This is a genomic window from Listeria tempestatis (genome assembly GCF_963575625.1).
In the GTDB taxonomy this organism is placed as follows: domain Bacteria; phylum Bacillota; class Bacilli; order Lactobacillales; family Listeriaceae; genus Listeria; species Listeria tempestatis.
The window spans coordinates 316,784-339,896 of record NZ_CAUYTK010000003.1; the positions used below are offsets into that span (position 1 = coordinate 316,784).

Below are 23,113 nucleotides of genomic sequence, written 5' to 3' on the forward strand. Positions count from 1 at the left end.
GTAATAAAATCTATTCTTCCTCACAACTTTAATTCGCGGTCTACTAAATTTTTATAAAAATCAGCTTCATGCGATACTAAAAGTAAACTCCCGCCATACACTTGAAGGGCCTCTCTAAGCGCTTCTTTCGCCAGCGCATCCAAATGATTGGTCGGTTCATCTAAAATTAAAAAATTCGTTTCCAAAAGCAGCAACTCCGTCAATTTCACTTTCGCCTGTTCGCCTCCGCTAAGCGTTATAATTGGGCGTTCTACAAACTCAGAGCGGATGCCGCCATGCGCTAAAATTTGCCGCACTTCTTTTGTCCCTTTTTCAGGAAACTTATTTTTAATGTAGGTAAGGGGCGTCATTTCTGGTGCTTCGAAAATGAGGTCCTGTTCAAAGTAACCAACACGCACATTTTTAGCAAAAACAGCTTTTCCAGAAAGCGCTGGTATTTTGTCAAGAATCGTTTTCAAAAGCGTCGACTTCCCAATACCGTTGAACCCAGTAATCACAAGCTTTTCACCGGCATGCAAACGAAAATCAATCTCTTTTAAAAGCGCACTCTCATATCCGACCAAAAGTTTTGATACAACAAGACTTTCGCCACTAACTACATCCATTTTTTCTTTAAAAGTAAAGCGAGGTTTTTCGTGTGATGTCGGAGGGGTAATCCGTTCCAGTCGATTCAATTGCTTTTGTCTCCCCCGTGCCATTTTAGAATTAACACCGGCCTTATTTTTTCGAATATACGCTTCCGTTTCCGAAATCTTCCTTTGCTGTTTTGTATATTCACGCGTATAAGCTTCCTGTAGATGTTTTTTCTGTTGTAAAAACGCGTTATAGCTTCCCGTATATTTTTTTATTGTCCCAAATTCAACATCTAAAATATGCGTCGTCACATCCTCTAAAAACGTCTGATCATGCGACACCACAATGAAAGCTCCCTTTGTAGCTTTTAATTCGCCTGAAAGCCACTTAATATGGAATTCATCTAAAAAGTTGGTCGGTTCATCTAAAATTAGAATATCTGGCGCAGCAAGGAGTAGCTTCGCCAAAATCACCTTGGCGCGTTGACCGCCGCTTAAACTTTTCACCTTCTGCCCTAAAAACACATCAATTCCAAGCCCCTGCGTCACTTTCACAATCTTCTGGTCAATCCCATAAAAATCCATTTGGAGCAGTGTTTCTTGGATTTTCGCCGCCATTTCAATTGCTTCTTCGTCACCAGTCGCATATAGCTCATTCATCTTTTCTTCTTTATGAAAAAAGTCAGAAAAAGCGAGCTTCAAATAAGCTTCAACGTCATGTTCTCCGTCTACTTCCGCATATTGGTCTAAATGCCCAATTTGTAAGCCTTTTTGCCACCTGATGTTGCCACTGTCTGGCAAAAGCTGTCCAAGTAAAACTTGTAATAACGTGCTTTTTCCAGCACCGTTTTGACCTACGACACCAACGTGTTCCCCTTTAAAGATACTAAATTCCGCCTTCTTATAGAGCAAACGGTCTGGAAAACTTTGTGTCAAATTTCTTACTTCTAAAATACTCATTTTAATCTCCTCTTCAAACCAAAATAAAAACAGGAAGCATTCCGTTCGCCTCCTGTTTCAAGTCAAACAAAAGGCCAAAGACAATCGCAATTGTCTTTGGCCTTTTACTGAAATTTTAATTACTGCCGGTAAATGTGCAACACAAATAAACTTCCATAAATGTGGCTTTTACCGACAAGGAATTTCAAATTTATTAGCCTCTACACAATGCCTTGTCCAACTCATTTGTGCAGAGGAAAATTTTTCTATTAACGGTACAATTAGTCTCAATTTCAACACTTCCTGTTCAACAGAAGAATAAACCATAATTTAATTTCTGTCAAATGCGTTTTAACTAAACTGAAAAAAGGTATAAGAACCCTAATTAGAATAGAGGGAGGGAATTTTATGTGGCTCTATGAAAAATCTGTAGCTGAACGCATTGTCTCCGCGCCAATTGATAGAGTTTGGGAATTATTAGCTAATCGCAGTAACGTTTCTTGGCGAACAGATATTATGCATGTAGAAACTGAACTTTCTCAAAATAAAATAACTGAATTTTATCCGAACGGCCAAAAATTGGAATTTTTTATCATCGATGAACAGCCGAATAAATATCGCATTTATAAAATTAAGCATCGTTTTTTTAGTGGCTACATCTGGGAGGAATATAAAACCGCGAAGAACAATCAAACGCGCATCATTATTACAGAGAAAATTCGTTTGCACAATGACGTACTAGGCGTTATCTCCCGTCTCGCTTTTAATTTAAAAAATGGGCAAATTAAATATTTACATGATATTGAAATGGTTTTAACGCATTAAAAGTCGTCGTCCCTTCCTATCTCGTGTATACTAAAAACAGTTGAATGTTTAGGGAGGGATTTTATGATTCATCTACGGCAAATGGAAGTGGCTGATGCAGAAGATTTGCTTGCGCTTGAACTGAGGAACCGAGAATTTTTTCAGGGCTATACTGGACTACGAAACGAAGATTTTTATACACTCGCTGGGCAAAAAATCCGCATTTTAAAAGCCATCTCAGATAGTGAAAATGATTTAGCTTATTCCTTTGTGATTGAAGATAACCAAACTATTATCGGCCTTATCGCGCTCACGGGTGTACTACGCCATAGTTTACAAAGTGCTTGGGTTGGTTACTTTTTAGATAAGGAAATGAATGGTCGCGGGTATATGACGGAAGCGGTCAAAAAAGTGGTCCATATCGCCTTTTCAGAACTAAAGTTGCACCGCCTTGAAGCTGGCGTCATGCCACACAACATTCGAAGCATGCGTGTTTTAGAAAAAGCTGGTTTTGAAAAAGAAGGTATTGCACGAAAAAACGTTAAAATTAATGGAAAATGGGAAGACCATATGACCCTTTCCATTATTAATCCAGAAGATATTTAAATAAAACAAATGACAATGAGCGACTATCCGCCCATTGTCATTTGTTTTTCTTTTTCGCTTCATAATAGCCTAGTTTAAAGAAATCATACCACTCTAAAATTTCCTCTTTCGGAAAAGCTTCCATCGCGAGCATGACTTCCTTGCCAAATTCAAAAATGGCAGAACCATTTGCTGTAACGATTAAACCATCTCGAACAGCTTGTTTTTCTTCAAAGTGTTTTTCACCCGTATAGACAGGAACATCTTGCAACTCTTCTAAATAGTTTGCCGTATGCTGTACTTGATTTAAGACGCCATGCGAGCCAATAAAGTAGGCAGCATCACAAATTGCTCCTAAGACGGCATTTCGCTTAATTGCATAATGTACAAGCTCCATCACATCTTCACTTTCTTTTTTGCGCCATGAGTTCCCACCAATTAAAATAAGTGCTGCAAAATCGGTTGGAACTTCGTTTAATGCATAATCAGGGAGTACTGTCATTCCACCAATGGATTTAATTGGCTCTTTCGAAAGTGACACGGTTTCCACTATATAGCGCTTTTCTTCGCCATTTTCTGGCGTTTCATTGATAGCCGCTGCGAGGGAGGCAATTTCCCAGTCGGCGAATTCGTCTAGCAATACGAATAGTACTTTTTCCAAGATTAACACCCCTTTTCTAAAAAAAAAGCCTGATTCCTCTATGTAAGAAATCAAGCTATTTTTTAGTATTGTTCCACTATAGAACTTTTTTAAACTATATCAAAGCCTTCAATGATTTTATTTTCTTCTGCTGCTTTAAAAATGGCTTCGATTAAAAGTAATACACGATGAACTTCTGTATTTTTAATAATCGGTTCTGCGTTTTTCAAAATGACGTCTGCGAAATTGTTATATAGCGTTGTTTCCATTTCGAGTGGTGCGGGAAGCGCGGTTGTTTCAGTTGCTTCTTCTGATGGTGGCGCCATTGTTTTAGTTAGACCTTGTCCCGCTTGAATCGGTGTTGGCTCCGAATTATGCAGATTCTCCGTTGCAACAACCATCTCGCCGCTCATATCCCAGTCGTGAATGACCGCCGTTCCGTTCGTGCCGAGAACATACCAGCGCGGCAACTTAATAAAGTTTGTTGTTCCCACTTCAATATGAGCTATCACACCATTTTCAAATGTGATTAAACTTGTGAAACCATCATCCACTTCATCTCCTAAAATAAAGCTTAGATTTGCAGATACACTTTTGATACGCGAATCAACCATAAATAGTAGCTGGTCGAGCAAATGAACGCCCCAATCAAGTACCATGCCGCCGCCTTGCGCTTTCAAATGTCGCCAGTCACCTGGGATACCATTTGCCCCTTGCACTCGCGATTCAATTCGAAATACATCACCAATTGCTTTTTCTTGCAACATGCGTTTAATGATTAAGAAATCTTGATCAAAGCGCCGATTTTGATGCACCATAAACGTTCGCCCCGTCTTATCTGCCACCGCTAAAATTTCTTTTAGCTCCTCGCTATTTAACGTAACTGGTTTTTCACATAAAACATGCTTACCAGACTCTAATGCTCGAATGACTAGCTTTTTATGCACATCATTTGGTGTCGCAATTAAAACCGCATGGACCGAATCATCTGCTAAAACTTCCTGATAGCTTCTATACACGCGTAGACCCTTTTCTTGAATCTTTTCATGCACTTTTCCATCAATATCAAACGCTCCCACAGGAACAACATGATTACTCATCTTAGCGAGCTCCACATGGTAGGTTCCCATGCCACCAAAACCGACAATAACTAAATTCACTTTTTCCATTACGCCCACCACATATCTTGCGGCGTATCACGAATCAAAATCGAACGTAAATTTGTTACCGCACGCTTGAAACCTTCATCAACCGACATGAGTGGATCTTCATGCTCGATGCTCACAACATAGTCGTAGCCGTACGTACGAAGCGCACTCATCATATCAGACCACTCCGACAAGCTATGACCACACCCCACTGAACGGAATGTCCACGCACGCGTTTTCACTTCCCCGTATGGTTGCATATCTGTGAGACCGTACATATTAATATTATCTTGGTCTAAATAGGTGTCTTTCGCATGGAAATGATGTATCGCACTGGCTTCGCCTAAAATTTTAATTGCGCCAACCGGATCAATCCCCTGCCACCACAGATGACTTGGGTCAAGGTTGACACCAATTGCGTCACTTGTTTCTTCCCGTAATTTCAAAATTGTGTAAGGTGTGTGACAAAGGAAGCCGCCGTGAAGCTCAATGCCGATTTTGATGCCGTGTTCCTCCGCCAATTTTCCAATTTCTTTCCAATACGGGATAAGTTTTGTTTCCCACTGCCACGTTTTCATATCACTATAAACCGTTGGCCACGGAATGACAGGCCAGTTTGGCGCTTTCGCTTCGTCCGAATCCCCTGCAGTGCCCGAAAACGTATTGACAACTGGCACATTTAAAAGTGCCGCAAGCTTAATTGTTTTCCGCAAAATCAAATCCGCCGCCACACGCTCCTCTTTTACCGGCGAAATTGGATTATCGTGACAGCTTAACGCACTAATTTGAATCCCACGCTCTTTAAATTTCGCAAGATACGCCTCGCGCGCCGCCGCACTTTCCAAAAGGTCATCTGTCGGACAGTGGTGATTTCCAGGATTCCCTCCCGTTCCAATTTCCACCGCGTCAAGTCCACTTTCCTTTGCCTTATCAAGCATCTCTTCTAAACTCAAGTCCGCAAATAGCGGCGTAAAAACTCCTAATTTCATCACACATTACTCCTTCCCAATTGAATAAAATGGTTGCTGATTCCCGTACTCTGGATACGTCTTCCGATTTTCCGAACACCATTTAACCCCGTTTACAATCACCTTTTGCACCCATTCATGATAATAAGTTGGGTAGGATTCATGCCCCGGTTGGAAGTAAAAAATTCGTCCATTACCGCGTTTATACGTAATCCCACTTCGGAACACATTTCCACCTTCAAACCAACTCAAGAAAACTGTCTCATCAGGCGCTGGGATATCAAAATGTTCGCCGTACATTTCTTCTTTTTCAAGCTCAAATGATTCTGGAATACCTTCTGCAATTGGATGACTCGGATCAACTACAAAAATCCGCTCACGCTCATCTGCCTCGCGCCACTTCAAATCACAACTCGTACCCATTAGGCGCATAAAAATTTTCGACATATGACCCGAATGAAGCACGACAAGCCCCATGCCGCGGAGAACATGTTTTTGCACACGTGAAACAATTTCCTCCGACACTTCCGCATGCGCCACGTGCCCCCACCAAATCAAACAATCGGTTTTGTTTAAAACTTCTTCCGTAAGACCGTGTTCAGGCTCATCAAGTGTAGCTGTCTGCGTGTCAAAGCCCGCCGCCTTTAAAAATGATGCTATCTGACCATGAATTCCGTCCGGGTAAAGGCTTTTTACAACCTCGTCTTCTTTCTCATGGCGAAACTCATTCCAAACTGTGACTTGTGTCATTTTACAACCATCCTTTCTAGGCTATGAAAGCCCGCTTCAACACTCCTAAGTGGTTCAAATTTCTGAAACGCTTCCTGCTCCACAATAAGCCATTCAGTTCCATTTTTAGATGCCACATCAACAAAACTTTGAATATTTAAATGGCCATTGCCGATTTCAGTACTTTCATCACCCAAACGGTCTTTTAAATGTACAAGTGACATTCTTGTTTTATATTTATCCATGTATTCTACTGCCGACACACCAGCGAATTCCGCCCAGTACGTATCCAGTTCGAGCGAAACATGTGGCGCTTTTTCAAGCAAAAAGTCTAAAACATATTGGTCATTAATTGTTCTAAATTCATGCGCATGATTATGGTAACTAAATGTCATCCCCTCTTGCGTTACGAGCTTTGCTATTTGTTCAAACTGTACAGCAAGCTCCCCCCATGCTTCCGCCGATTTAAAATCCGCATACGGACAGATGATATGCCTATTACCGAGTATTTTTTCATATTCAATCACTTCTTGAATATCACCAAGCAAGCGGTCGAGCGGAATGTGTGAACCCGCTACCGCGAGCCCTAGTTCAGCTAGCTTTGCCTTTAAATCCGTCGCACTCACACCGTAATAGCCCGCAAATTCAACGCCGTCGTACCCCATTTCTGCAACTTTTTCAAGCGTTTCAAAAAAATCGCGCTCCGCATCTTCCTTCACACTCCACATTTGTAGTCCGATTTTCTGTTTCATAAAACCCCTACTTTCTAATTAAAAAATACTGGTTTTCCAGTTTTAGCCGACTCATAAATGCCTTCTAAAATTTGCGTCACAACAAGTGCCTGTTCTGGCTTCACAACTGGTTCACGTCCTTCGCGAAGCGCCTCAATCCAAGTTTGCGCTTCAAGCACAGCAGGATCCTCACCAGTCCCGTCATAAAAGTCAACGCCACCCGTTTCAAGATCAATTTTTTTCTCATACGTTAAGCCATGAGCCTCCCCGTTAATTCGAAGGCCATCTTCCATGTCCGCGCCGCCTAACGTCCCGGAAAGTACAGTTTTCGCTTCTCCAACATCTAACGTGTTTAACGCCCAGCTCGCCTCCAGCACAATTGTTGCACCATTTTCCATCGTAATAAAGCCGAATGCCGAATCTTCCACAGTAAATTTAGCCGGATCCCATGAACCCCACGCATTTGCAGCATTCTCCGTTCCGGAAAGTTTATGGTAGCTATTTCCAACCACATATTTTGGCTTATAATTATCCATCATCCATAGCGTCAAATCTAGCGCATGTGTGCCAATATCAATTAATGGACCCCCGCCCTGTGCCTCCTCATCTAAAAATACACCCCAAGTTGGCACAGCACGTCTACGAATTGCTTTCGCCTTTGCATAATAAATATCCCCTAGTTCCCCGTCTCCGCACACAGTATGTAAATAGCGCGAATCTTTACGGAAACGATTTTGATAGCCAATTGTTAATTTCTTTCCTGTTTCTTTAGCCGCATCAACCATCGCCTGTGCTTCCTTAGTCGTTTTCGCCATTGGTTTTTCACACATCACATGCTTATCCGCATGAAGCGCTGCAATTGTAATTTCTGCATGAGAAATATTAGGCGTACAAACATGGATAACATCAATACTTTTATCCATCAAAAGTTCTTTATAATCTGTGTATACGCTTGCATTTTCAGTCCCAAAATCACGTTTTGCCGCCTCTGCACGTTCTGGAATAATGTCACAAAAAGCGATCATTTCTACCCCTTCCACTTGTGCTAAACTAGGCATATGTTTTCCGTTCGCGATACCACCACAACCGATAATTCCAATCTTCATAAAAAATCCCCCATTCGTTTTTGTATAGCCTAATCATACAAAACAAATGAGAGAAATTCTTCCTACTTTATTGTCCGATTCTTCCCGTATATTGTCTTCCTAAATTTGAGCGGTGCAATTCCCATCGCTCGTTTAAAAGCATGATGAAAAGTTTTCACACTGCTAAAGCCCGTCATCTCTGCCACTTCCGTAACCGGATAGTCTTCATTCATTAAAATCCATTTTGCTTTATTTAAACGATAATCATTTAAAAAGGTCACAAATGTCATACCCGTATTGCGTTTAAAAAACTTTGTAAAATAATAAGTGCTAAAACCTGTTAAATCAGCCATTTCCTGTAAGGTAATCTGCTCCTTGTAACGTTTTTCAATGTATGAAAAAATTTCATCGAGCATCTCTAACGTTTCTTGCGACTTTAAAACAGCTTCATCCCGTAATAGATTATCTGTACTAACCTCAATTTTTGGTACTTCTCGATATAATAAAACGAGCATCTCTAACATTTTTGCTTTTGTCGCATATTCAAATCCATGTTTCTGGCTTTGTTCTTCTTCATGAACGTCTAAAATTAGTTTACGCATCTGTGAACGAATGGCGTCAGCCCAGTACTTACTTGAGCTTTCGCATGTTTGAAACAAACGCCTTAAATCCGCCTGTTCATCCGTCTTTTTATCTTGCTGAAAAAAAGCTAAATCAAATTGAATCACGATTCGCTCACTGTTCGGGGAAGCTAGAAAATAGTGCACATCTCCTCCGTTAATAATTTGAATTTCTCCTGCATTCATTTGGATTGGCACATCATTCACACCTAGATTCAAGCTACCGCTAAGCACATAAATTATTTCAATTTCTTTATGCCAATGAGGATACACAAGAACTTCACCGTCATTTGTAAATGTACGAAATGGAAAATTTTTGTCCAAATTCGGGATTTCAAGATAATTGCCCATCAGATATGCTCCTTTTCACTCAGGCTTCTTCTCCATTTTACTATAAATCACGGACAGAGTGTTACCCTAAATCTTGTCCCGTTAAGACGATATAACATAATAAGAAAACATTAAGCATGACAATTAAAGCCGTTAAGCACCATGCTGTCACTTTTACTAGCCAACTATTCGCAAACTCACCCATTTTCTTTTTACTACTCGTAAACAAAACGAGCGGAACAACCGCAAATGGTAGCTGCAAGCTTAGAATCACCTGGCTCCAAAGTAAAAGCGAACCCGTTCCTTTTTCGCCTGCTAAAAGCGTCACAATAAATACTGGAATGACCGCAAGAAGACGCGTAATTACACGCCTCAGCCACGGTTTCATCCGAAGGTGAATAAAACCCTCCATGACAATTTGACCGCTTAAAGTACCCGTTATGGTCGAATTTTGCCCAGAAAGAAGAAGTGCCACAGCAAATAACGTACTCGCAATTCCCATCCCAAGCGTTGGACCGAGCAGATCGTAAGCCCCCTCAATCTCCGTCACATTCAGCCCCGTTCCGTGAAATGCTGCGGCACCAAGAATAAGAATCATTGAGTTAATAACAAAAGCTACGGTTAGGGAAAAAGTGGAATCAATCTTCGCAAATTTAACAGCTTCCTTCTTCCCGCGAAGCGTCCGGTCGTAGCGTCTCGTCTGCACAAGTGAAGAATGCAAATACAAATTGTGCGGCATTACCGTTGCCCCGAGTATCCCAAGGGCAATAAAAAGCATCGCAGGATTTGTTGCAACTTCTTTTTGCGGAATGTAGCCTTTCATAAGTTCAGCTACATTTGGATGCGAAACCACAACCTCAAACCCAAAAATCAAAAGAATCGTTGTCATTAAAACAATCACGATTGATTCAATAATACGAAACCCTTTTTTCTGTAAAAGTAAAAGCAGCAAGACATCAAGCGTTGTAATCGCCACCCCTAAAATAAGCGGAATACCAAACAACAAATTAAGCGCAATGGCTGAGCCAATGACTTCCGCAATATCCGTTGCAATAATAGCAAGCTCCGTCAAAATCCACAACACCACCGCTGTTTTTTTCCCAACAGCAGCCCGAGTTGCCTGTGCGAGATCCATTCCCGTCACAATTCCAAGTTTCGCCGACAAACTTTGCAAAAGCATCGCAATTAAGTTGGAAATTAAAATAACACTAAGTAATGTATAGCCAAATCTTGCGCCCCCAGCAATTGATGTCGCCCAGTTCCCTGGATCCACGTAACCAACCGCAACGAGTGACCCTGGGCCCATAAAAGCTAATAATTTTTTCATGAAACTTGCATTTTTAGGAACCCGAATCGTACTATGCACTTCTTCCAGGCTAACATTATGTGCTTTTTGAATCCAAGCATCTTTTTTCTTTTTTTTATTTATAATAAGCTCCTCTGACTCCATACGTTTGCCTCCTCTCTATCATTCTGATACATATATTTTGCATCAAGGCAACTTTTTTGTCAATAGGAAAGTATTGAGTTTTATGAAAAATAATTCTCACCTTTCTAGTAGTCCATTAACTACGGTTGAACCAAGCGCTTCTTGATTTTAGAATGCATAATAAAAATCAGACAAGCGACCACAGTCACCCATCTGATTTCACATAAATTCACTTAGCGCGCACTTGCCGCGTTTTCCTAAATTGCAGCGCCAAATCAAGAAACGCAATAAGCCAGAGCGAAACGAAGCTTGCAACAACTGGTAAAGTCGTCAATTGGTTGATGAAAAACGCGGCGACTAGAAGCAGCACTAAAAAGGTGTCTTTCCAAAAAGAAAATTCGATTTCAGCTTTTTGATGATAGCTAAACACAATTTGTTTCGCAACAAAAAATACAGCGACCGCACCATAACTAAACAGCAGTAAAATATTCTTTTCAAGATGTCCGGCAAAAAGCAAATGAATATTTGCGGCAAGAATCATGATAGCCACAATAATAAAATAATGTCCGTACAACAACACTTGCCCATTTGTTTCTTTCCCGTGGTCCAAAGCATGCTCAAAACTATGAAAGTAAGACACAAAAAGTGTGGCAATCAGACCGAAACTGAGTATTGTATAAAGTAACGTATATAAGTCTTCCGTGCGTCCAACTAAAAGGCTTGTAATTGCAACGATACTTTCCCCAAAAGTAATAATGACAAACAAACCAAAGCGCTCCGCCAAATGCGGGAAATCTACTGGTACCTTTTTTAGGCGGCGAGTAAGCAAAATCGGCATAATGATATCAAATGAAATCCCAACATACATAATAAAATAACGAATTGGACTAGCGAAAAACACCGAGCTTAACGAAATCAGTATACCTACTAGAAAAACTGTTCCAAGTAACTTAGAAACGTGCCTAGCATCCGCCAAAAGCCTTTTTCTCACAATAAAATATTGCAAGACTGTAATCAGCCGAATTCCCGCATACCCAATGATAAATGTGTAGAACGTATTGTTAAAATTCAAATCGAAGCTCGCCGTCATTAAAATTAGGAAAAACATTTGACCAAGCATAAATATTTCTGGTTTTTTCACCTTTTCCCCGTAGCGATTGAAAAACATCGTCTGACCAATCCACGCCCAAAACATCGGGGTTACCATCAGCAAATATTCACCAAAGTAAACAGCCACTTTCCCTGGATGCTCATCAATTTCTAGCAATAAATGCGTCGTACTCGATACCGCAGTGACGAAGACTAAATCGAAAAAGAGCTCAAGCCAGGAAACTTTTCGCTCTTTTTTCAAGTCTAAAACATTCATTTACGGTTCGCTTCCACTTCTTGATACTCCTTCTTGCGTGCAAACTCTGCTTTTGCAAACGGACAAAGTGGAATCACTTTTTTGTTCTCCCGTCTCGCTTTTTCAACAGCAAGCGCCACTAATTGACTAGCGATTCCTTGACCACGCATTTTATCATCCACACCAGTATGGTCAATGATAAACATCGTTTCACCTGCATCCGTAAAAGTAATTTCGCCTACTTCTTCTCCGTTATCACTAAGCGCGTAAATTCGATTTTCACCATTTTTAAATTCCATCACACATCTCTCCTACTTTTCATTTTCAGTCGTATGAACAATGTACTTTAGCGCCCCGCTTGGACACGTATCAATAACACGAATAGCCTCCTCAGGCGCCACATTATCTGGTAAAATCCACGGTTTCCTATCTAAATTAAATAGCTCACCATTGCCGCGCACACAATTTCCAGAGTGCGCACAAATTGACGTGTTAAAAAAAACATCTACTTTTTCCCCACTATATTTGCGATAACCTTTTTCAAGTAACTCCTGCTCACTCACCAAACATTCCTCCTAATTAAAATATGGATTTGTCGCTTTTTCAAAACCTATAGTAGAAGACTCACGGTGCCCCGGGTAAATAACTGTTTCATCCGGCAAAGTAAATAGCTCATTTTGAATGCTACTAAGAAGCGTCTCCGTGTCACCCGTATAAAAATCTGTCCGCCCAATACTGCCTTTAAAGAGAGCGTCACCAACTACGGCAAAATTATCAAAAATAAAACTCACACTCCCAATCGAATGTCCTGGCGTCGGAACGACTTTAAATTTGATACCAGAAAAATCATACTCGCGCATCTCCAGTTCAAATTCCGCGGGACGCGCTTTAATCAAAGAAAGTCCGTAATCTTTTAGCATAATCGAACCATTATGTTCTGGATTTCCGAGCCATTCCTGCTCAAGCGGACTCACATATACAGGAAGCCCGTAATGGTCGCGAACAGCGTCTAACGCACCGATATGGTCATAGTGCGTATGCGTCAGCAAAATCGCCACCGGATTTGCACCCGTCTTTTCAATCATCTGAATGATTCTCTCCGGCTCACTCCCTGGATCAATCACAAGAAGTGTTTTCCCGTCATGAACAACGTACGTATTTTCCTCCACTGGTCCTGTTACAATATGCTCTACTTTTAGCATGCAAACACCCACACCTTCATCATAATTTCTAGCTTCATTATAACGCAGGAATCAAAACAACGCGAGTCCTCGCAATTGAAATTTGTAAGCTGCTATACTAAAATAAAACAAGAACCAATAGAGGAGGAAATAAAATGACAAACATGCTACATACATGCATCCGCGTCCAACATTTAGACAAATCCCTTGATTTTTATACAAATGCTTTTGCTTTAAAAGAAACCCGTCGTAAAGACTTTCCAGAACATGAATTCACACTCGTATACCTCGCTTTTACGGAGGGCGGTTTTGAACTTGAACTCACTTATAATTATGATAAAAAGGAGCCTTATAATATTGGCGACGGCTATGGCCACCTAGCTGTTGGTGTAGACGACTTGAAAGCCTCTCACCAAAAACACGTCGAAGCGGGCTACAACGTTACAGACTTAAAAGGTCTTCCAGGGAGCGATCCAACCTACTACTTCATCACCGACCCAGATGGTTACAAAACAGAAGTTATTCAAAATCGTTAAACATAAAAGGGCCAAAAATGAGCAAAACTCATTTTTGGCCCTTTTTTAAATTCCGTAACTACAATACAACCTAGTCCCAAGTAAATTCCTCTTCACTCATCGAAATAAACAATCATATATTTCCGTCCGCGCTCTTTGTCGTATCCTTGCACAAAATCATCTTCATTCAAGTTTTCCAAATCCTTAACCGTAAGTGTAATATTCCGCCCTAGTTTAAGTGTTTTTCTCACTTTTTTAGAAAGCTTCTCCGCTTTTTCCTCATCTACCTGAAATTCCTTCGGCAAACGAAAATTATTTTCCTGCTCAAAATTCTCCACAACCGTCTTAAATTCAGCCTGTTGGACAGGGCTTTCAATCGTTTTCTCAACAAATTTATCCACATCAAGCATCTCAGCAGACTGTATATATTCACTCGTTGCCTTCACAAAACTTGCCTTCTCCATGAGCGACTCCTCTTTTTGCTTAATGTAGTCCGTACAAATATTGACAAAGCTCTCCGTATAAAATTTCTCATCCGCCGTTTTTTCAATCGCTAAAAAGCGGTCCTTCCAGTATATTGAGTCATTTTTTGATAGCCGACTGAGTACTAAAACCTTGCTGCCATCTTCAACCATATCATTAAAAATAAAACAACCCTTATCTAAATCAGTCCCCGTAACCCCAGAATCATAACTAATCGTGAATTTTTCTCCGCTGAAATCATTTTTTACATATACTTCTTTATTTTCCACTTTAAAAATGCCAATTGCATTTGTAATATTTCCATCTACAACGCAGCCTTCCAACTCAAAAATCCAAACATCCCCACTTTTAATGTTAGGATGAGTCGATTCACTATATAAATGCTTTAAAATTTGCTCCGTATCTTCTAAAAAATGCGTATTATCCGCAAAAATATTATTCGAATATGTATATACCTCATTAAAATCCAAGCTTGTTTCATGTGTAAAATGAAAAAAATCATCGCTTTGAAAACCATCACAAAAAATCGAAACAAGTGTCCGGTTTAAGTCCTCGGAAATATCTGTTAAGCAATTTTTTGACACCTCATAGCCTTCCTCCTGCGCTTTATTCCCCACAAAATGAACGACAAGCTGCTTCACTTTTGCATATGTAAAATCCACCATTTACTTCTTCACTCCAATCTTTCCAATTATCAGCATACCTGACATTCCAAAAATTTGCTATACTAAACTAAAAAGGAGTTTTTTCGCATGGTTACCCAAGCTTTTATCGATAGCGTTTATTCCATCATAAAGCAAATCCCAGAAGGAAAAGTCACAACGTATGGTCAAATTGCCTATATGATTGAACGCCCGAAAAACGCTCGTCTAGTTGGTAGCGTACTAAAACATACAGATCGCACACTTAATATGCCGTGCCACCGAGTTGTAAATGCCTCTGGGCGCACCGTCCCTGGTTGGCCCGAACAAACAACATTACTACAGCAAGAACACGTTCCATTTAAGAAAAACGGCTGTGTCAATTTAAAACAGTGCTTCTGGCAAGGCTAGAAGTGCTTATCAAGCTCGGCAAGCACACCCGAATCATTATTTGATTTTGCCTCAAAATGAGCAGCTTTTTTCACATAATCTGGCGCATTTTCCATAGCAAAGCTAAATTTTGCTAACTTTAGCATTTCCAAATCATTACCGCCATCCCCAAAAGTCATGACTTCTTCTTCAGAAATGCCCCATTTCTCCATCAAAATCTGAATCGCATGCCCCTTATGGTTACCCGGCTGAATAAGATCAATAGAACCATGCCCACTACTAACAGGCGTCGCCAAATGACTAATTGACCCACTTAATTCATCTAGGAGCCGATATGTTTCCTCCTCCTTACAAGAAAGCGCAAATTTAAACACCATATCATCAACTTCCGAAAAGTCTGCCACTTTTATTAAAACAGGACAATAAAATTTTACAAAATCACAAAATTCTTCTGACACTGTATCAAGTACATACGCGCCTTTTTTTCCACAAATAATAGTCTCAAAATCCGTTTTTTCACGCAAAACTGCTGTAATTTCAGCAAATGCCGCCTTATCAAAAACACCAGCAAAAATATCCTCGCTACCCTTTCGCACATAAGCCCCATTATCCGAAACAAACGTAATCTCATCTTTAATCTCTTCAAAAAATGTAGCCAATTGGATATACTGGTTGCCACTTGCAACAACAAATTCCGCTCCCACGCGCTTCATACGCCCGTAAATATCCAAAAACCTAGTTCTATCATAGTTCTTCTTATCATCTAAAAAAGTCCCATCCATATCTACTGCCACTAATTTAATCATTTCAACACACCTTTCCCTATCTCCACTATATCAAATGAAATGCATTTCATGTCAACTTTTTTCTAAAAAACGAAAAAAGCCGTGGACTATAGTCCACGGCTCCTTTCAGCGCAATCAAAAGGAGAAATTCACACAATCAAATAAAGGGGGTATTTGTTTGTGATATATTTCACTGTATAAATATAACATACTTCCCCGTTTAATTCAATACTTCACAAACTTTTTATTTTAAATTCATTCCCACCTAATTATTAGTATAAAAAATATTATTTAAACAGGATACTACTAAACAATGTAACACCTCCATAACTTGCTCTTAATATTACACCTAACTGTTTTCATCTAGCGCTCAAAAACTATAACAAAAAGAAGCCTTCTCAAATAGCAAAGCTTCTTTTTACAAGTTTTTTAAAACTTTTTTTCATACAGCCAATATTTCACAAATTTATTTTGTTAACGACTCTAATTCATTTAGCTTATCTTCAAAAACTTTGAGTGCATCTTCAACAGGTTTTGATGTCGTCATATCCACACCAGCGCGCTTTAATACTTCAATTGGGAAATCTGAGCTCCCAGCCTTTAAAAATTGCACATAATCTTGAACTGCCTTTTCACCTTCATTTAAAACTTTTGCACTTAATGCAGAAGCAGCTGAAAAACCAGTTGCATATTGGAATACATAATAATTCATATAAAAATGAGGAATTCTAGACCATTCATACCCAATCTCATCATCATACTTCATATCATCCGTCCCGTAATAGTTTTGATTAATTCTAAAATAGTTTTCCGTTAAATATTCTGCTGTAAGAGCCTCACCCTCTTGATCCGCCTGATGAATCAAGTGTTCAAACTCAGCAAATTGTGTTTGACGGAAAACCGTGCCCTTAAAGCCATCTAAGTAATGATTTAACAAATATGCTCGAACTTTTTTATCCTCATACTGCTTCAATAAATAATCTGTTAATAGATTTTCATTTGTTGTTGATGCCACTTCCGCTAAGAAAATAGAATAATCCCCGTATACATACGGTTGATTTTTCCGCGTATAATAACTATGCACACTATGCCCTAATTCATGCGCAAGCGTAAATACATTATCAATTGTATCTTGCCAATTCATTAATATATACGGACTTGTACTATATGCACCTGACGAATACGCGCCACTGCGTTTTCCTTTATTTTCCACAACGTCAATCCAACGTTTATCAAAGGCTTCTTTTAAAATCTCTTGATATTCCTCACCTAAAGGACGTAGGCCATTTAAAACAATATCTTTAGCATTTTCATAGGTGAACTCAAGATTCACATCATTTGATAAGGGCGTATACATGTCATACATATGCAATTCATCTAAGCCTAAAAGTTCTCTTCGAAGAGCAACATAGCGGTGCAATAAAGGCAAATGCTCGTTAACCGTTTCAACAAGTGAATCATACACCGATTCTGGAATATGATTTGTTGACAACGCAGCTTCTCTTGCCGATTTGTACCCTCTTGTTTTCGCATAAAAATTAGACTTCTTCACTTGACCGCTAAGCGTCATTGCAAGTGTATTCTTCAAGCCTTCATATACCGAGTACATTCCCAAAAATGCATCTTTACGAACTCGACGATTTCCACTTTCTAAAAGCTTCCCGTATTGACCATGAGTAATTTCAATTTTATTCCCATCCTCGCCCTCAATTGCCGGAAACTTCAAATCAGCATTATTTAAAGTATTAAATGTTCTAGACGGACTTCCTAACACTTCACCCGCACTTGCTAAAATGGTTTCCTCTTTCTCCGATAAAATATAAGGACGACTTAGATTTAAATCATCTAACAAATGTTTATAAAGTTTCAAGTCATCATTTTCTTCTAAATAAGCAGCTAGCACATCTTCATTGATTGCCAAAATTTCTGGATCAAAATAGGATAGCCCTGAAATAACTTGTGTAATCAAACTTCCAGCACGACTATTTAAGCCTTGATATTTCGCATCTGCTGTATCTTGGTCTAACTTCAAATGTGCGTATACATATACATTTTCTAATTTATTTAATACATCATCTCTAAATTGTAAAGCATTAAGTAACTGATTAGCACTTTTGCCAAGAGTCCCTTTATAAGTAGCACTCTTTTCGCTTAATTGTTGTACCTCTTTAAATGCTTTTTCCCATGCATCATCACTTTCAAAAATAGTCGTTAAATCCCATGTTAGCTGTTCAGGCACTTCATTTCTTGCAGGAATCGTTTTGATTTTATTTTCCGCCATAAATCTATAACCCCCAAAGTCATATTTCTTTTTATTATGAGCTAAGAAAACCTAAATTGCAAAAAAATTGCTACTCTTTAGCTAAACTGTTTTTCCATATAAAGAATTTGTCGTTTTATTCGAAAACGCCCAGAAATATATTCAACCAAAACACCTTCTTCTTCTAAGAAAAGCAAGTATTCCTCAAGTAGCAAATGACATTCACTAAGCGACAAAAAAATCATTTGGATTCCGACAACATACTTCCTAAAATATTGAATAATATGATCTTTACTGAAGGTATCCCCCTCTTCAAGTAATTTAAAGAAATTTTCCCATAGCAAAAACTGCCATTCTATTGCTGGTGTATGGGTTAGAAACTGTCGTGACAATTGAACCCCAATTTCTTTTGGAAGATTCAAAATCGCATAGCCCGACTGATACAGCTGTTTTAAAAATATACTTTTACTTTTATATTTTGCGTAGAAATAACTCAAATGTTCCCGTTCCATTTTACGGTTGCGTTTAATATATAAACTTTTAAATCTAATTTGCGCTATTTTAGCTTGCATCTCTTCTAAGGGAATAGAAAGCGGTAATTTCATCGAGGAGGCAAAAAAATATTTCCCTATATAATGATGAATATGATAAATTAATTCAAAATAATTTTTCTCTGGATGAAAACAAAATAGATAGTAACCTAAATTTTTATCTTTTAGTAAAAAAGCTAATTGGAAAGCAGAAAATACATATTTACCTCCGCGAATAATTAATTCCTGTCCTAATATCCAGTAGGGCTTTAATCCAAGAGATAAGTAGTTCTCTGTACGTTCTATCATTTCTTTAATTGGGATTGTAGAACATTGGTATTCAAGCACAATATTCCCTTCAATAAACAAATCTGCTTGGCGCTTGATTTCTGGAAAATAATGTTCTAAATTTACTCGAAAAGCTTGAGCGGTTAGCCAGCCTAATAGAAGCTCTTTAGCCATTAGATGCTTAGTGGATTCACCCTCAGAAGCTGCTTTACATCTCCCACTTTTTTTATGAGCAAAGTGCGGGACTTTAATATCACCATTTTTTAAAATAACTTCTTCCTGACAACAACAACATACATAACTTGCAGAACTCTTCTTCAAAAAATCACGATTGATCTTTGTAACCGTCACAACTTCACCAGTTTCAGTTTGAGCAGTAAACATAGTTGCACCTCTTTTATATTTTAAATTCGCCGTAAAGCCTTAAATTCCTTCTTTAGCCAAAAATTTTCGTAAAAAAAAGACTTACCCGCACACGGCGGAAATAAGTCTCTTAGTATTTTTAACTAAAGTGTTTCTTAATTTGTTCTAGAGCAGGTGTATCTAAAACCAAATTGCCATATTCCTCAAGAATATAACCTGTTAGGCTTGATTCTAAACCATATTCAAGTAAAATACTCACAACATTGTCAATGTTTTTTTCATTAATTTCTGCTTCAGGAAACTCAACATACAAATAATAGTTATCCTCATATGAAAATAATTTTGTCGTTACATGTTCAAGCCCAGTTGCTCGGCTCATTGTAATCAAATCTTCAAAATCATTAAATTCTAAAATAAACTCTAATGCATCTTCAGTATTTGAATTATCCTTTTTAACTGGATTAAAATTTTCCTCCAGCATTTTTTCAATTCGTTCTTCCGCTAATTCATCACCTTGCGTTACACTAAGGTTCAAATTACCTTCACCTTTACCAGTAATACTAGCTTTTGTAACAAATACTTCTAAGCCATGCTTTAGCGCTTGTACTTGAATCCAGAGCGGACCTTCCGGAGAGAACTCTTCTTCATATTTCAGCTCGTCCATCATTTCCCAGAAAAGTTCTTCACTTTTCTCACGGTCATACCAGACATCTTCCTGATTAAAACCACGCTCTTCTAAATCAAGATAAGAAATATAAAACTTGATTGTATCTTCATTAATTCGTTCAATTTCCATCGTCACACTCTCCCTTCCAATTTAGTCATTGACAATGAAGGGTATTACTTTAATTATATTTTAGCTCAAAATAGCATTTTATACCACCATTATTTACTGGTAGTCATATAATATTAGCCGAAAATCCAAAAATAAGCAAGAAAAAAAGTTGCTGAACAATAAATCATCCAACAACTCTAGTATAATTAGTTTAATTAACCATTTTTTGCGCTTCTCGAAGTTGGTAAGTTCTTACTTTTCTTGGTAAAAAACGACGGATTTCATCTTCATTGTAACCAACTTGTAAACGCTTTTCATCAATGATAATCGGACGTCTAAGAAGACCCGGATTTTTTTGAATCAACTCATACAACTCTTGAAGAGGTAAGCTGTCTAAGTCAACGTTTAGTTTTTGGAATGTTTTAGAACGTGTTGAAATAATTTCATCTGTTCCATCTTCCGTCATACGGAGGATTTCTTTTATTTCATCTAAACTTAGTGGTTCAGAAAAAATATTTCTTTCTTTATAAGGGATTTCATGTTCTTCTAACCATGCACGTGCTTTACGGCAAGATGTGCAACTAGGTGAAGTGTATAACGTTACCATTAGACATTCACACTCCTTAATCGGTTTTAATTTTGTTTCATTCACAAACGAATCGCTAATTCATTTCTCTATATTGAAAATAGCAAGTATAAGAACTTATATTTCCATTATACACTAAACTTGTGAAATTCTATATACTATTTTCGAAAAAATTATAACAAATATGTAGAAATGTTTTTAGTAAGTCGCTCTTAGTATGTACCCCTACTATACTTGGTTTAAACTAGAATTACATGAAAATTTCACAAGATTTATTAAAATTCCATGAGAATTCACTATCAATATTTCTCATAAAACAAAAGAGTTCTAGCAACACGCTAAAACTCTTCTGCTTATTATACTGTCGTTTTCAAACTTGCATGCTTTTCTTTATACATTTCAAGCTCCGCCAAAGAGCAATAAACAAAATGTCCTTCAGCAACTTCACGCATTTTCAATTCTTCACCATCTTTATAATCATGCACTGCCGGATCATATGCTTTACGCACACGAGTACGTTCATAATTCGGATCTGGAAGTGGAATAGCTGATAAGAGTGATTCCGTATAAGGATGTAGCGGAGCACGATATAGTTCATTAGCTGGTGCTAATTCAACTAACTTACCAAAATACATAACGCCAATTCGGTCACTAATATATTTTACCATGGAAAGGTCATGTGCAATAAAAAGATACGTTAAACCTTTCTCTTTTTGCAATTCCTTCAACAGATTTACTACCTGTGCTTGGATAGAAACGTCAAGTGCCGAAATCGGTTCATCGGCAATAATAAATTCAGGTTGAACAGCAAGTGCACGAGCAATTCCAATCCGTTGTCTTTGTCCGCCCGAGAATTCATGTGGGTACCGACCAGCATGTTCCTTACTTAAACCAACCGTTTCAAGTAACTTATAAACTTGCTCATCTGCATCTTCTTTAGATTTCGCAAGTCCATGGATATTGATTCCTTCAGCAATAATATCTCGCACTTTCATACGTGGGTTTAAAGATGCATAGGGATCTTGGAAAATCATTTGCATTTTACGGCGAAATTCATGCATCTCTTTACGAGACTTTTTCGCATGCACATTATTGCCATTGTATAAAACTTCGCCATCTGTTGCGTCATATAAACGAATAATGGTACGACCAGTGGTTGATTTCCCACAGCCCGATTCACCTACAAGGCCAAGTGTTTCGCCTTTATAAATATCAAAAGAAATATCGTCCACAGCACGAACTTCATTCGCTTTGCCTTCGTTAAAATATTGTTTTAAATTATGGATTTCAAGTAGTTTTTCACGTTCACTCACCTTGTTCGACCCCCTTCGCATGAACAGCTTGCATACCAGGATGTTCCTTCGCAAATTGTTCTTGACGTCTCAATACAGCATCTGGAGGCGTCACTTCAGGCGCATCAGGATGAAGTAACCAAGTTGCAGCATAGTGCGTATCAGATACTTTAAACATCGGCGGTTGCTCCTCTAAATCTATCGCCATCGCATATTGGTTACGCGCAGCGAACGCATCACCTTTTGGCGGTTTTAATAAATCAGGAGGGGTCCCTGGAATAACATATAATTCTTCATCATCCGTATCAAGCGTTGGCATTGAGCTAATCAGTCCCCATGTATATGGGTGTTGCGGATTATAGAAAATTTCATCTACCGTCCCAATCTCAACAATTTTTCCTGCATACATAACGGCGACCCTATCAGCCACGTTCGCTACTACACCAAGATCATGCGTAATAAAAATAATCGATGTATCAATTTTTTGCTGAAGATCTTTCATCAGGTCTAAAATTTGGGCTTGGATTGTTACATCTAGTGCTGTCGTTGGCTCATCCGCGATTAAAATTTGCGGGTTACATGCGAGTGAAATAGCAATAACAACACGTTGGCGCATCCCTCCGGAAAATTGATGCGGGTACTGTTTAATACGTTCCTCAGCATTTGGAATCCCCACCAGTTGAAGCAAGCGAAGTGCCGTTTTGCGCGCTTCCGCCTTGCTAATTTTCTGATGCTTAATAAGTGGTTCAGCAATTTGTTTCCAAATTGGCATTGTTGGATTAAGTGATGTCATCGGATCTTGGAAAATCATCGAAATATCTTTACCACGAATTTTTTGCATTTGCTTTTCAGATGCTGTTGCCAAGTCTTTTCCATCAAATAAAATTTGACCAGATTTTATGCTAGAGTTGCTTTCAGGTAGCAATCTCATAACTGCTTTTGTCGTAACTGATTTACCAGAACCTGACTCTCCCACGATAGCAAGAGTTTCACCTTTATGAAGATCAAAATTCACTCCACGAATGGCTTGGACTTCGCCGGCATAAGTGTGGAAGGAAATGTGTAAATCTTTAACTTCTAATAGTTTTTCCATTTTTCC

25 protein-coding genes are annotated in these 23,113 nt (G+C 38.8%); 4 read left to right on the forward strand and 21 right to left on the reverse strand.

Annotated elements, in window-relative coordinates; genetic code table 11:
• Nucleotides 1-20: 20 nt before the first annotated feature.
• The gene (locus R8923_RS06415) at nucleotides 21-1,532 is read right to left on the reverse strand and encodes an ABC-F family ATP-binding cassette domain-containing protein (RefSeq protein WP_485871926.1); all 1,512 of its coding nucleotides are present in this window, start codon (nucleotides 1,530-1,532) and stop codon (nucleotides 21-23) included.
• 387 nt (nucleotides 1,533-1,919) lie between these two features.
• Between R8923_RS06415 and R8923_RS06420 the strand changes: the two genes are divergently transcribed.
• Complete coding sequence (locus R8923_RS06420; RefSeq protein ID WP_485871927.1) at nucleotides 1,920-2,336, forward strand: hypothetical protein; 417 nt, start codon at nucleotides 1,920-1,922, stop codon at nucleotides 2,334-2,336.
• A gap of 63 nt (nucleotides 2,337-2,399) precedes the next feature.
• Nucleotides 2,400-2,921, forward strand: a complete 522-nt coding sequence (locus tag R8923_RS06425; RefSeq protein WP_485871928.1) for a GNAT family N-acetyltransferase — start codon at nucleotides 2,400-2,402, stop codon at nucleotides 2,919-2,921.
• A gap of 37 nt (nucleotides 2,922-2,958) precedes the next feature.
• On the opposite strand, the gene R8923_RS06430 is transcribed toward R8923_RS06425, so the two are convergent.
• The 12 genes from R8923_RS06430 to R8923_RS06485 form a co-directional block, all read right to left on the reverse strand.
• The gene (locus tag R8923_RS06430) at nucleotides 2,959-3,570 is read right to left on the reverse strand and encodes a DJ-1/PfpI family protein (RefSeq protein ID WP_485871929.1); all 612 of its coding nucleotides are present in this window, start codon (nucleotides 3,568-3,570) and stop codon (nucleotides 2,959-2,961) included.
• 80 nt (nucleotides 3,571-3,650) lie between these two features.
• Nucleotides 3,651-4,709, reverse strand: coding sequence for a Gfo/Idh/MocA family protein (locus R8923_RS06435; RefSeq protein WP_485871930.1), 1,059 nt, complete (start codon nucleotides 4,707-4,709; stop codon nucleotides 3,651-3,653).
• Entirely contained in the window at nucleotides 4,709-5,677 is a 969-nt protein-coding gene (locus R8923_RS06440; protein WP_485871931.1) for a sugar phosphate isomerase/epimerase family protein, read from the reverse strand. Before R8923_RS06440 ends, R8923_RS06435 begins: the two co-directional genes overlap by 1 nt.
• 6 nt (nucleotides 5,678-5,683) lie before the next feature.
• On the reverse strand, nucleotides 5,684-6,406 hold the full coding sequence (locus R8923_RS06445) for a ThuA domain-containing protein (protein WP_485871932.1): 723 nt from the start codon (nucleotides 6,404-6,406) through the stop codon (nucleotides 5,684-5,686).
• On the reverse strand, nucleotides 6,403-7,137 hold the full coding sequence (locus tag R8923_RS06450) for a sugar phosphate isomerase/epimerase family protein (protein ID WP_485871933.1): 735 nt from the start codon (nucleotides 7,135-7,137) through the stop codon (nucleotides 6,403-6,405). Before R8923_RS06450 ends, R8923_RS06445 begins: the two co-directional genes overlap by 4 nt.
• 14 nt (nucleotides 7,138-7,151) lie before the next feature.
• On the reverse strand, nucleotides 7,152-8,222 hold the full coding sequence (locus R8923_RS06455) for a Gfo/Idh/MocA family protein (protein ID WP_485871934.1): 1,071 nt from the start codon (nucleotides 8,220-8,222) through the stop codon (nucleotides 7,152-7,154).
• Nucleotides 8,223-8,284: 62 nt separating this feature from the next.
• Nucleotides 8,285-9,172, reverse strand: coding sequence for an AraC family transcriptional regulator (locus tag R8923_RS06460; protein ID WP_485871935.1), 888 nt, complete (start codon nucleotides 9,170-9,172; stop codon nucleotides 8,285-8,287).
• 61 nt (nucleotides 9,173-9,233) lie between these two features.
• Nucleotides 9,234-10,601: an Nramp family divalent metal transporter gene (locus R8923_RS06465; protein WP_485871936.1), complete on the reverse strand. Its 1,368-nt coding sequence runs from the start codon at nucleotides 10,599-10,601 to the stop codon at nucleotides 9,234-9,236.
• A 208-nt stretch (nucleotides 10,602-10,809) separates the two neighbouring features.
• Complete coding sequence (locus R8923_RS06470) at nucleotides 10,810-11,946, reverse strand: low temperature requirement protein A (protein WP_485871937.1); 1,137 nt, start codon at nucleotides 11,944-11,946, stop codon at nucleotides 10,810-10,812.
• Nucleotides 11,943-12,224, reverse strand: coding sequence for a GNAT family N-acetyltransferase (locus R8923_RS06475; RefSeq protein ID WP_485871938.1), 282 nt, complete (start codon nucleotides 12,222-12,224; stop codon nucleotides 11,943-11,945). Before R8923_RS06475 ends, R8923_RS06470 begins: the two co-directional genes overlap by 4 nt.
• A 12-nt stretch (nucleotides 12,225-12,236) precedes the next feature.
• Nucleotides 12,237-12,488 (reverse strand): (4Fe-4S)-binding protein, encoded by a 252-nt coding sequence (locus R8923_RS06480; protein WP_485871939.1) that lies wholly within the window; start codon nucleotides 12,486-12,488, stop codon nucleotides 12,237-12,239.
• A 12-nt stretch (nucleotides 12,489-12,500) separates the two neighbouring features.
• Nucleotides 12,501-13,127 (reverse strand): MBL fold metallo-hydrolase, encoded by a 627-nt coding sequence (locus tag R8923_RS06485; RefSeq protein ID WP_485871940.1) that lies wholly within the window; start codon nucleotides 13,125-13,127, stop codon nucleotides 12,501-12,503.
• A 134-nt stretch (nucleotides 13,128-13,261) separates the two neighbouring features.
• On the opposite strand from R8923_RS06485, the gene gloA reads away from it, so the two are divergent.
• Nucleotides 13,262-13,642 carry a lactoylglutathione lyase gene (gene gloA / locus R8923_RS06490; RefSeq protein WP_485871941.1) on the forward strand — a complete coding sequence of 127 codons (381 nt, stop codon included), beginning with the start codon at nucleotides 13,262-13,264 and terminating at the stop codon, nucleotides 13,640-13,642.
• Between the two features lie 92 nt (nucleotides 13,643-13,734).
• On the opposite strand, the gene R8923_RS06495 is transcribed toward gloA, so the two are convergent.
• Entirely contained in the window at nucleotides 13,735-14,769 is a 1,035-nt protein-coding gene (locus R8923_RS06495) for a nucleoid-associated protein (protein ID WP_485871942.1), read from the reverse strand.
• An 87-nt stretch (nucleotides 14,770-14,856) separates the two neighbouring features.
• Here R8923_RS06495 and R8923_RS06500 point away from each other — a divergent pair, with 87 nt between their 5' ends.
• The gene (locus tag R8923_RS06500; protein ID WP_485871943.1) at nucleotides 14,857-15,156 is read left to right on the forward strand and encodes an MGMT family protein; all 300 of its coding nucleotides are present in this window, start codon (nucleotides 14,857-14,859) and stop codon (nucleotides 15,154-15,156) included.
• On the opposite strand, the gene R8923_RS06505 is transcribed toward R8923_RS06500, so the two are convergent.
• The 7 genes from R8923_RS06505 to R8923_RS06535 all read right to left on the reverse strand — a co-directional run bounded on the left by R8923_RS06505 (nucleotide 15,153) and on the right by R8923_RS06535 (nucleotide 23,107).
• Entirely contained in the window at nucleotides 15,153-15,941 is a 789-nt protein-coding gene (locus tag R8923_RS06505) for a Cof-type HAD-IIB family hydrolase (RefSeq protein ID WP_485871944.1), read from the reverse strand. The two genes, R8923_RS06500 and R8923_RS06505, sit on opposite strands and share 4 nt — an antisense overlap.
• Nucleotides 15,942-16,386: 445 nt before the next feature.
• A complete protein-coding gene (pepF, locus tag R8923_RS06510; RefSeq protein WP_485871945.1) occupies nucleotides 16,387-18,201 on the reverse strand; it encodes an oligoendopeptidase F in 1,815 nt (604 codons plus the stop codon).
• Nucleotides 18,202-18,278: 77 nt separating this feature from the next.
• On the reverse strand, nucleotides 18,279-19,382 hold the full coding sequence (locus R8923_RS06515; protein WP_485871946.1) for a competence protein CoiA family protein: 1,104 nt from the start codon (nucleotides 19,380-19,382) through the stop codon (nucleotides 18,279-18,281).
• Between the two features lie 118 nt (nucleotides 19,383-19,500).
• On the reverse strand, nucleotides 19,501-20,157 hold the full coding sequence (gene mecA, locus R8923_RS06520; protein WP_485871947.1) for an adaptor protein MecA: 657 nt from the start codon (nucleotides 20,155-20,157) through the stop codon (nucleotides 19,501-19,503).
• Between the two features lie 190 nt (nucleotides 20,158-20,347).
• On the reverse strand, nucleotides 20,348-20,743 hold the full coding sequence (gene spxA / locus R8923_RS06525) for a transcriptional regulator SpxA (protein ID WP_485871948.1): 396 nt from the start codon (nucleotides 20,741-20,743) through the stop codon (nucleotides 20,348-20,350).
• Between the two features lie 335 nt (nucleotides 20,744-21,078).
• On the reverse strand, nucleotides 21,079-22,035 hold the full coding sequence (locus R8923_RS06530; protein ID WP_485871949.1) for an ABC transporter ATP-binding protein: 957 nt from the start codon (nucleotides 22,033-22,035) through the stop codon (nucleotides 21,079-21,081).
• Complete coding sequence (locus R8923_RS06535) at nucleotides 22,028-23,107, reverse strand: ABC transporter ATP-binding protein (protein ID WP_485871950.1); 1,080 nt, start codon at nucleotides 23,105-23,107, stop codon at nucleotides 22,028-22,030. Before R8923_RS06535 ends, R8923_RS06530 begins: the two co-directional genes overlap by 8 nt.
• Nucleotides 23,108-23,113: the final 6 nt, after the last annotated feature.

What these genes read in the sequence shown, in the direction of transcription:
- R8923_RS06415 (WP_485871926.1), bottom strand. Translation starts at nt 1,532, where the DNA reads ATGAGTATTTTAGAAGTAAGAAATTTGACACAAAGTTTTCCAGACCGT.
- R8923_RS06420 (WP_485871927.1), top strand. Translation starts at nt 1,920, where the DNA reads ATGTGGCTCTATGAAAAATCTGTAGCTGAACGCATTGTCTCCGCGCCA.
- R8923_RS06425 (WP_485871928.1), top strand. Translation starts at nt 2,400, where the DNA reads ATGATTCATCTACGGCAAATGGAAGTGGCTGATGCAGAAGATTTGCTT.
- R8923_RS06435 (WP_485871930.1), bottom strand. Translation starts at nt 4,709, where the DNA reads ATGGAAAAAGTGAATTTAGTTATTGTCGGTTTTGGTGGCATGGGAACC.
- R8923_RS06440 (WP_485871931.1), bottom strand. Translation starts at nt 5,677, where the DNA reads ATGAAATTAGGAGTTTTTACGCCGCTATTTGCGGACTTGAGTTTAGAA.
- R8923_RS06445 (WP_485871932.1), bottom strand. Translation starts at nt 6,406, where the DNA reads ATGACACAAGTCACAGTTTGGAATGAGTTTCGCCATGAGAAAGAAGAC.
- R8923_RS06450 (WP_485871933.1), bottom strand. Translation starts at nt 7,137, where the DNA reads ATGAAACAGAAAATCGGACTACAAATGTGGAGTGTGAAGGAAGATGCG.
- R8923_RS06455 (WP_485871934.1), bottom strand. Translation starts at nt 8,222, where the DNA reads ATGAAGATTGGAATTATCGGTTGTGGTGGTATCGCGAACGGAAAACAT.
- R8923_RS06460 (WP_485871935.1), bottom strand. Translation starts at nt 9,172, where the DNA reads ATGGGCAATTATCTTGAAATCCCGAATTTGGACAAAAATTTTCCATTT.
- R8923_RS06465 (WP_485871936.1), bottom strand. Translation starts at nt 10,601, where the DNA reads ATGGAGTCAGAGGAGCTTATTATAAATAAAAAAAAGAAAAAAGATGCT.
- R8923_RS06470 (WP_485871937.1), bottom strand. Translation starts at nt 11,946, where the DNA reads ATGAATGTTTTAGACTTGAAAAAAGAGCGAAAAGTTTCCTGGCTTGAG.
- R8923_RS06475 (WP_485871938.1), bottom strand. Translation starts at nt 12,224, where the DNA reads ATGGAATTTAAAAATGGTGAAAATCGAATTTACGCGCTTAGTGATAAC.
- R8923_RS06485 (WP_485871940.1), bottom strand. Translation starts at nt 13,127, where the DNA reads ATGCTAAAAGTAGAGCATATTGTAACAGGACCAGTGGAGGAAAATACG.
- gloA (WP_485871941.1), top strand. Translation starts at nt 13,262, where the DNA reads ATGACAAACATGCTACATACATGCATCCGCGTCCAACATTTAGACAAA.
- R8923_RS06495 (WP_485871942.1), bottom strand. Translation starts at nt 14,769, where the DNA reads ATGGTGGATTTTACATATGCAAAAGTGAAGCAGCTTGTCGTTCATTTT.
- R8923_RS06500 (WP_485871943.1), top strand. Translation starts at nt 14,857, where the DNA reads ATGGTTACCCAAGCTTTTATCGATAGCGTTTATTCCATCATAAAGCAA.
- R8923_RS06505 (WP_485871944.1), bottom strand. Translation starts at nt 15,941, where the DNA reads ATGATTAAATTAGTGGCAGTAGATATGGATGGGACTTTTTTAGATGAT.
- pepF (WP_485871945.1), bottom strand. Translation starts at nt 18,201, where the DNA reads ATGGCGGAAAATAAAATCAAAACGATTCCTGCAAGAAATGAAGTGCCT.
- R8923_RS06515 (WP_485871946.1), bottom strand. Translation starts at nt 19,382, where the DNA reads ATGTTTACTGCTCAAACTGAAACTGGTGAAGTTGTGACGGTTACAAAG.
- mecA (WP_485871947.1), bottom strand. Translation starts at nt 20,157, where the DNA reads ATGGAAATTGAACGAATTAATGAAGATACAATCAAGTTTTATATTTCT.
- spxA (WP_485871948.1), bottom strand. Translation starts at nt 20,743, where the DNA reads ATGGTAACGTTATACACTTCACCTAGTTGCACATCTTGCCGTAAAGCA.
- R8923_RS06535 (WP_485871950.1), bottom strand. Translation starts at nt 23,107, where the DNA reads ATGGAAAAACTATTAGAAGTTAAAGATTTACACATTTCCTTCCACACT.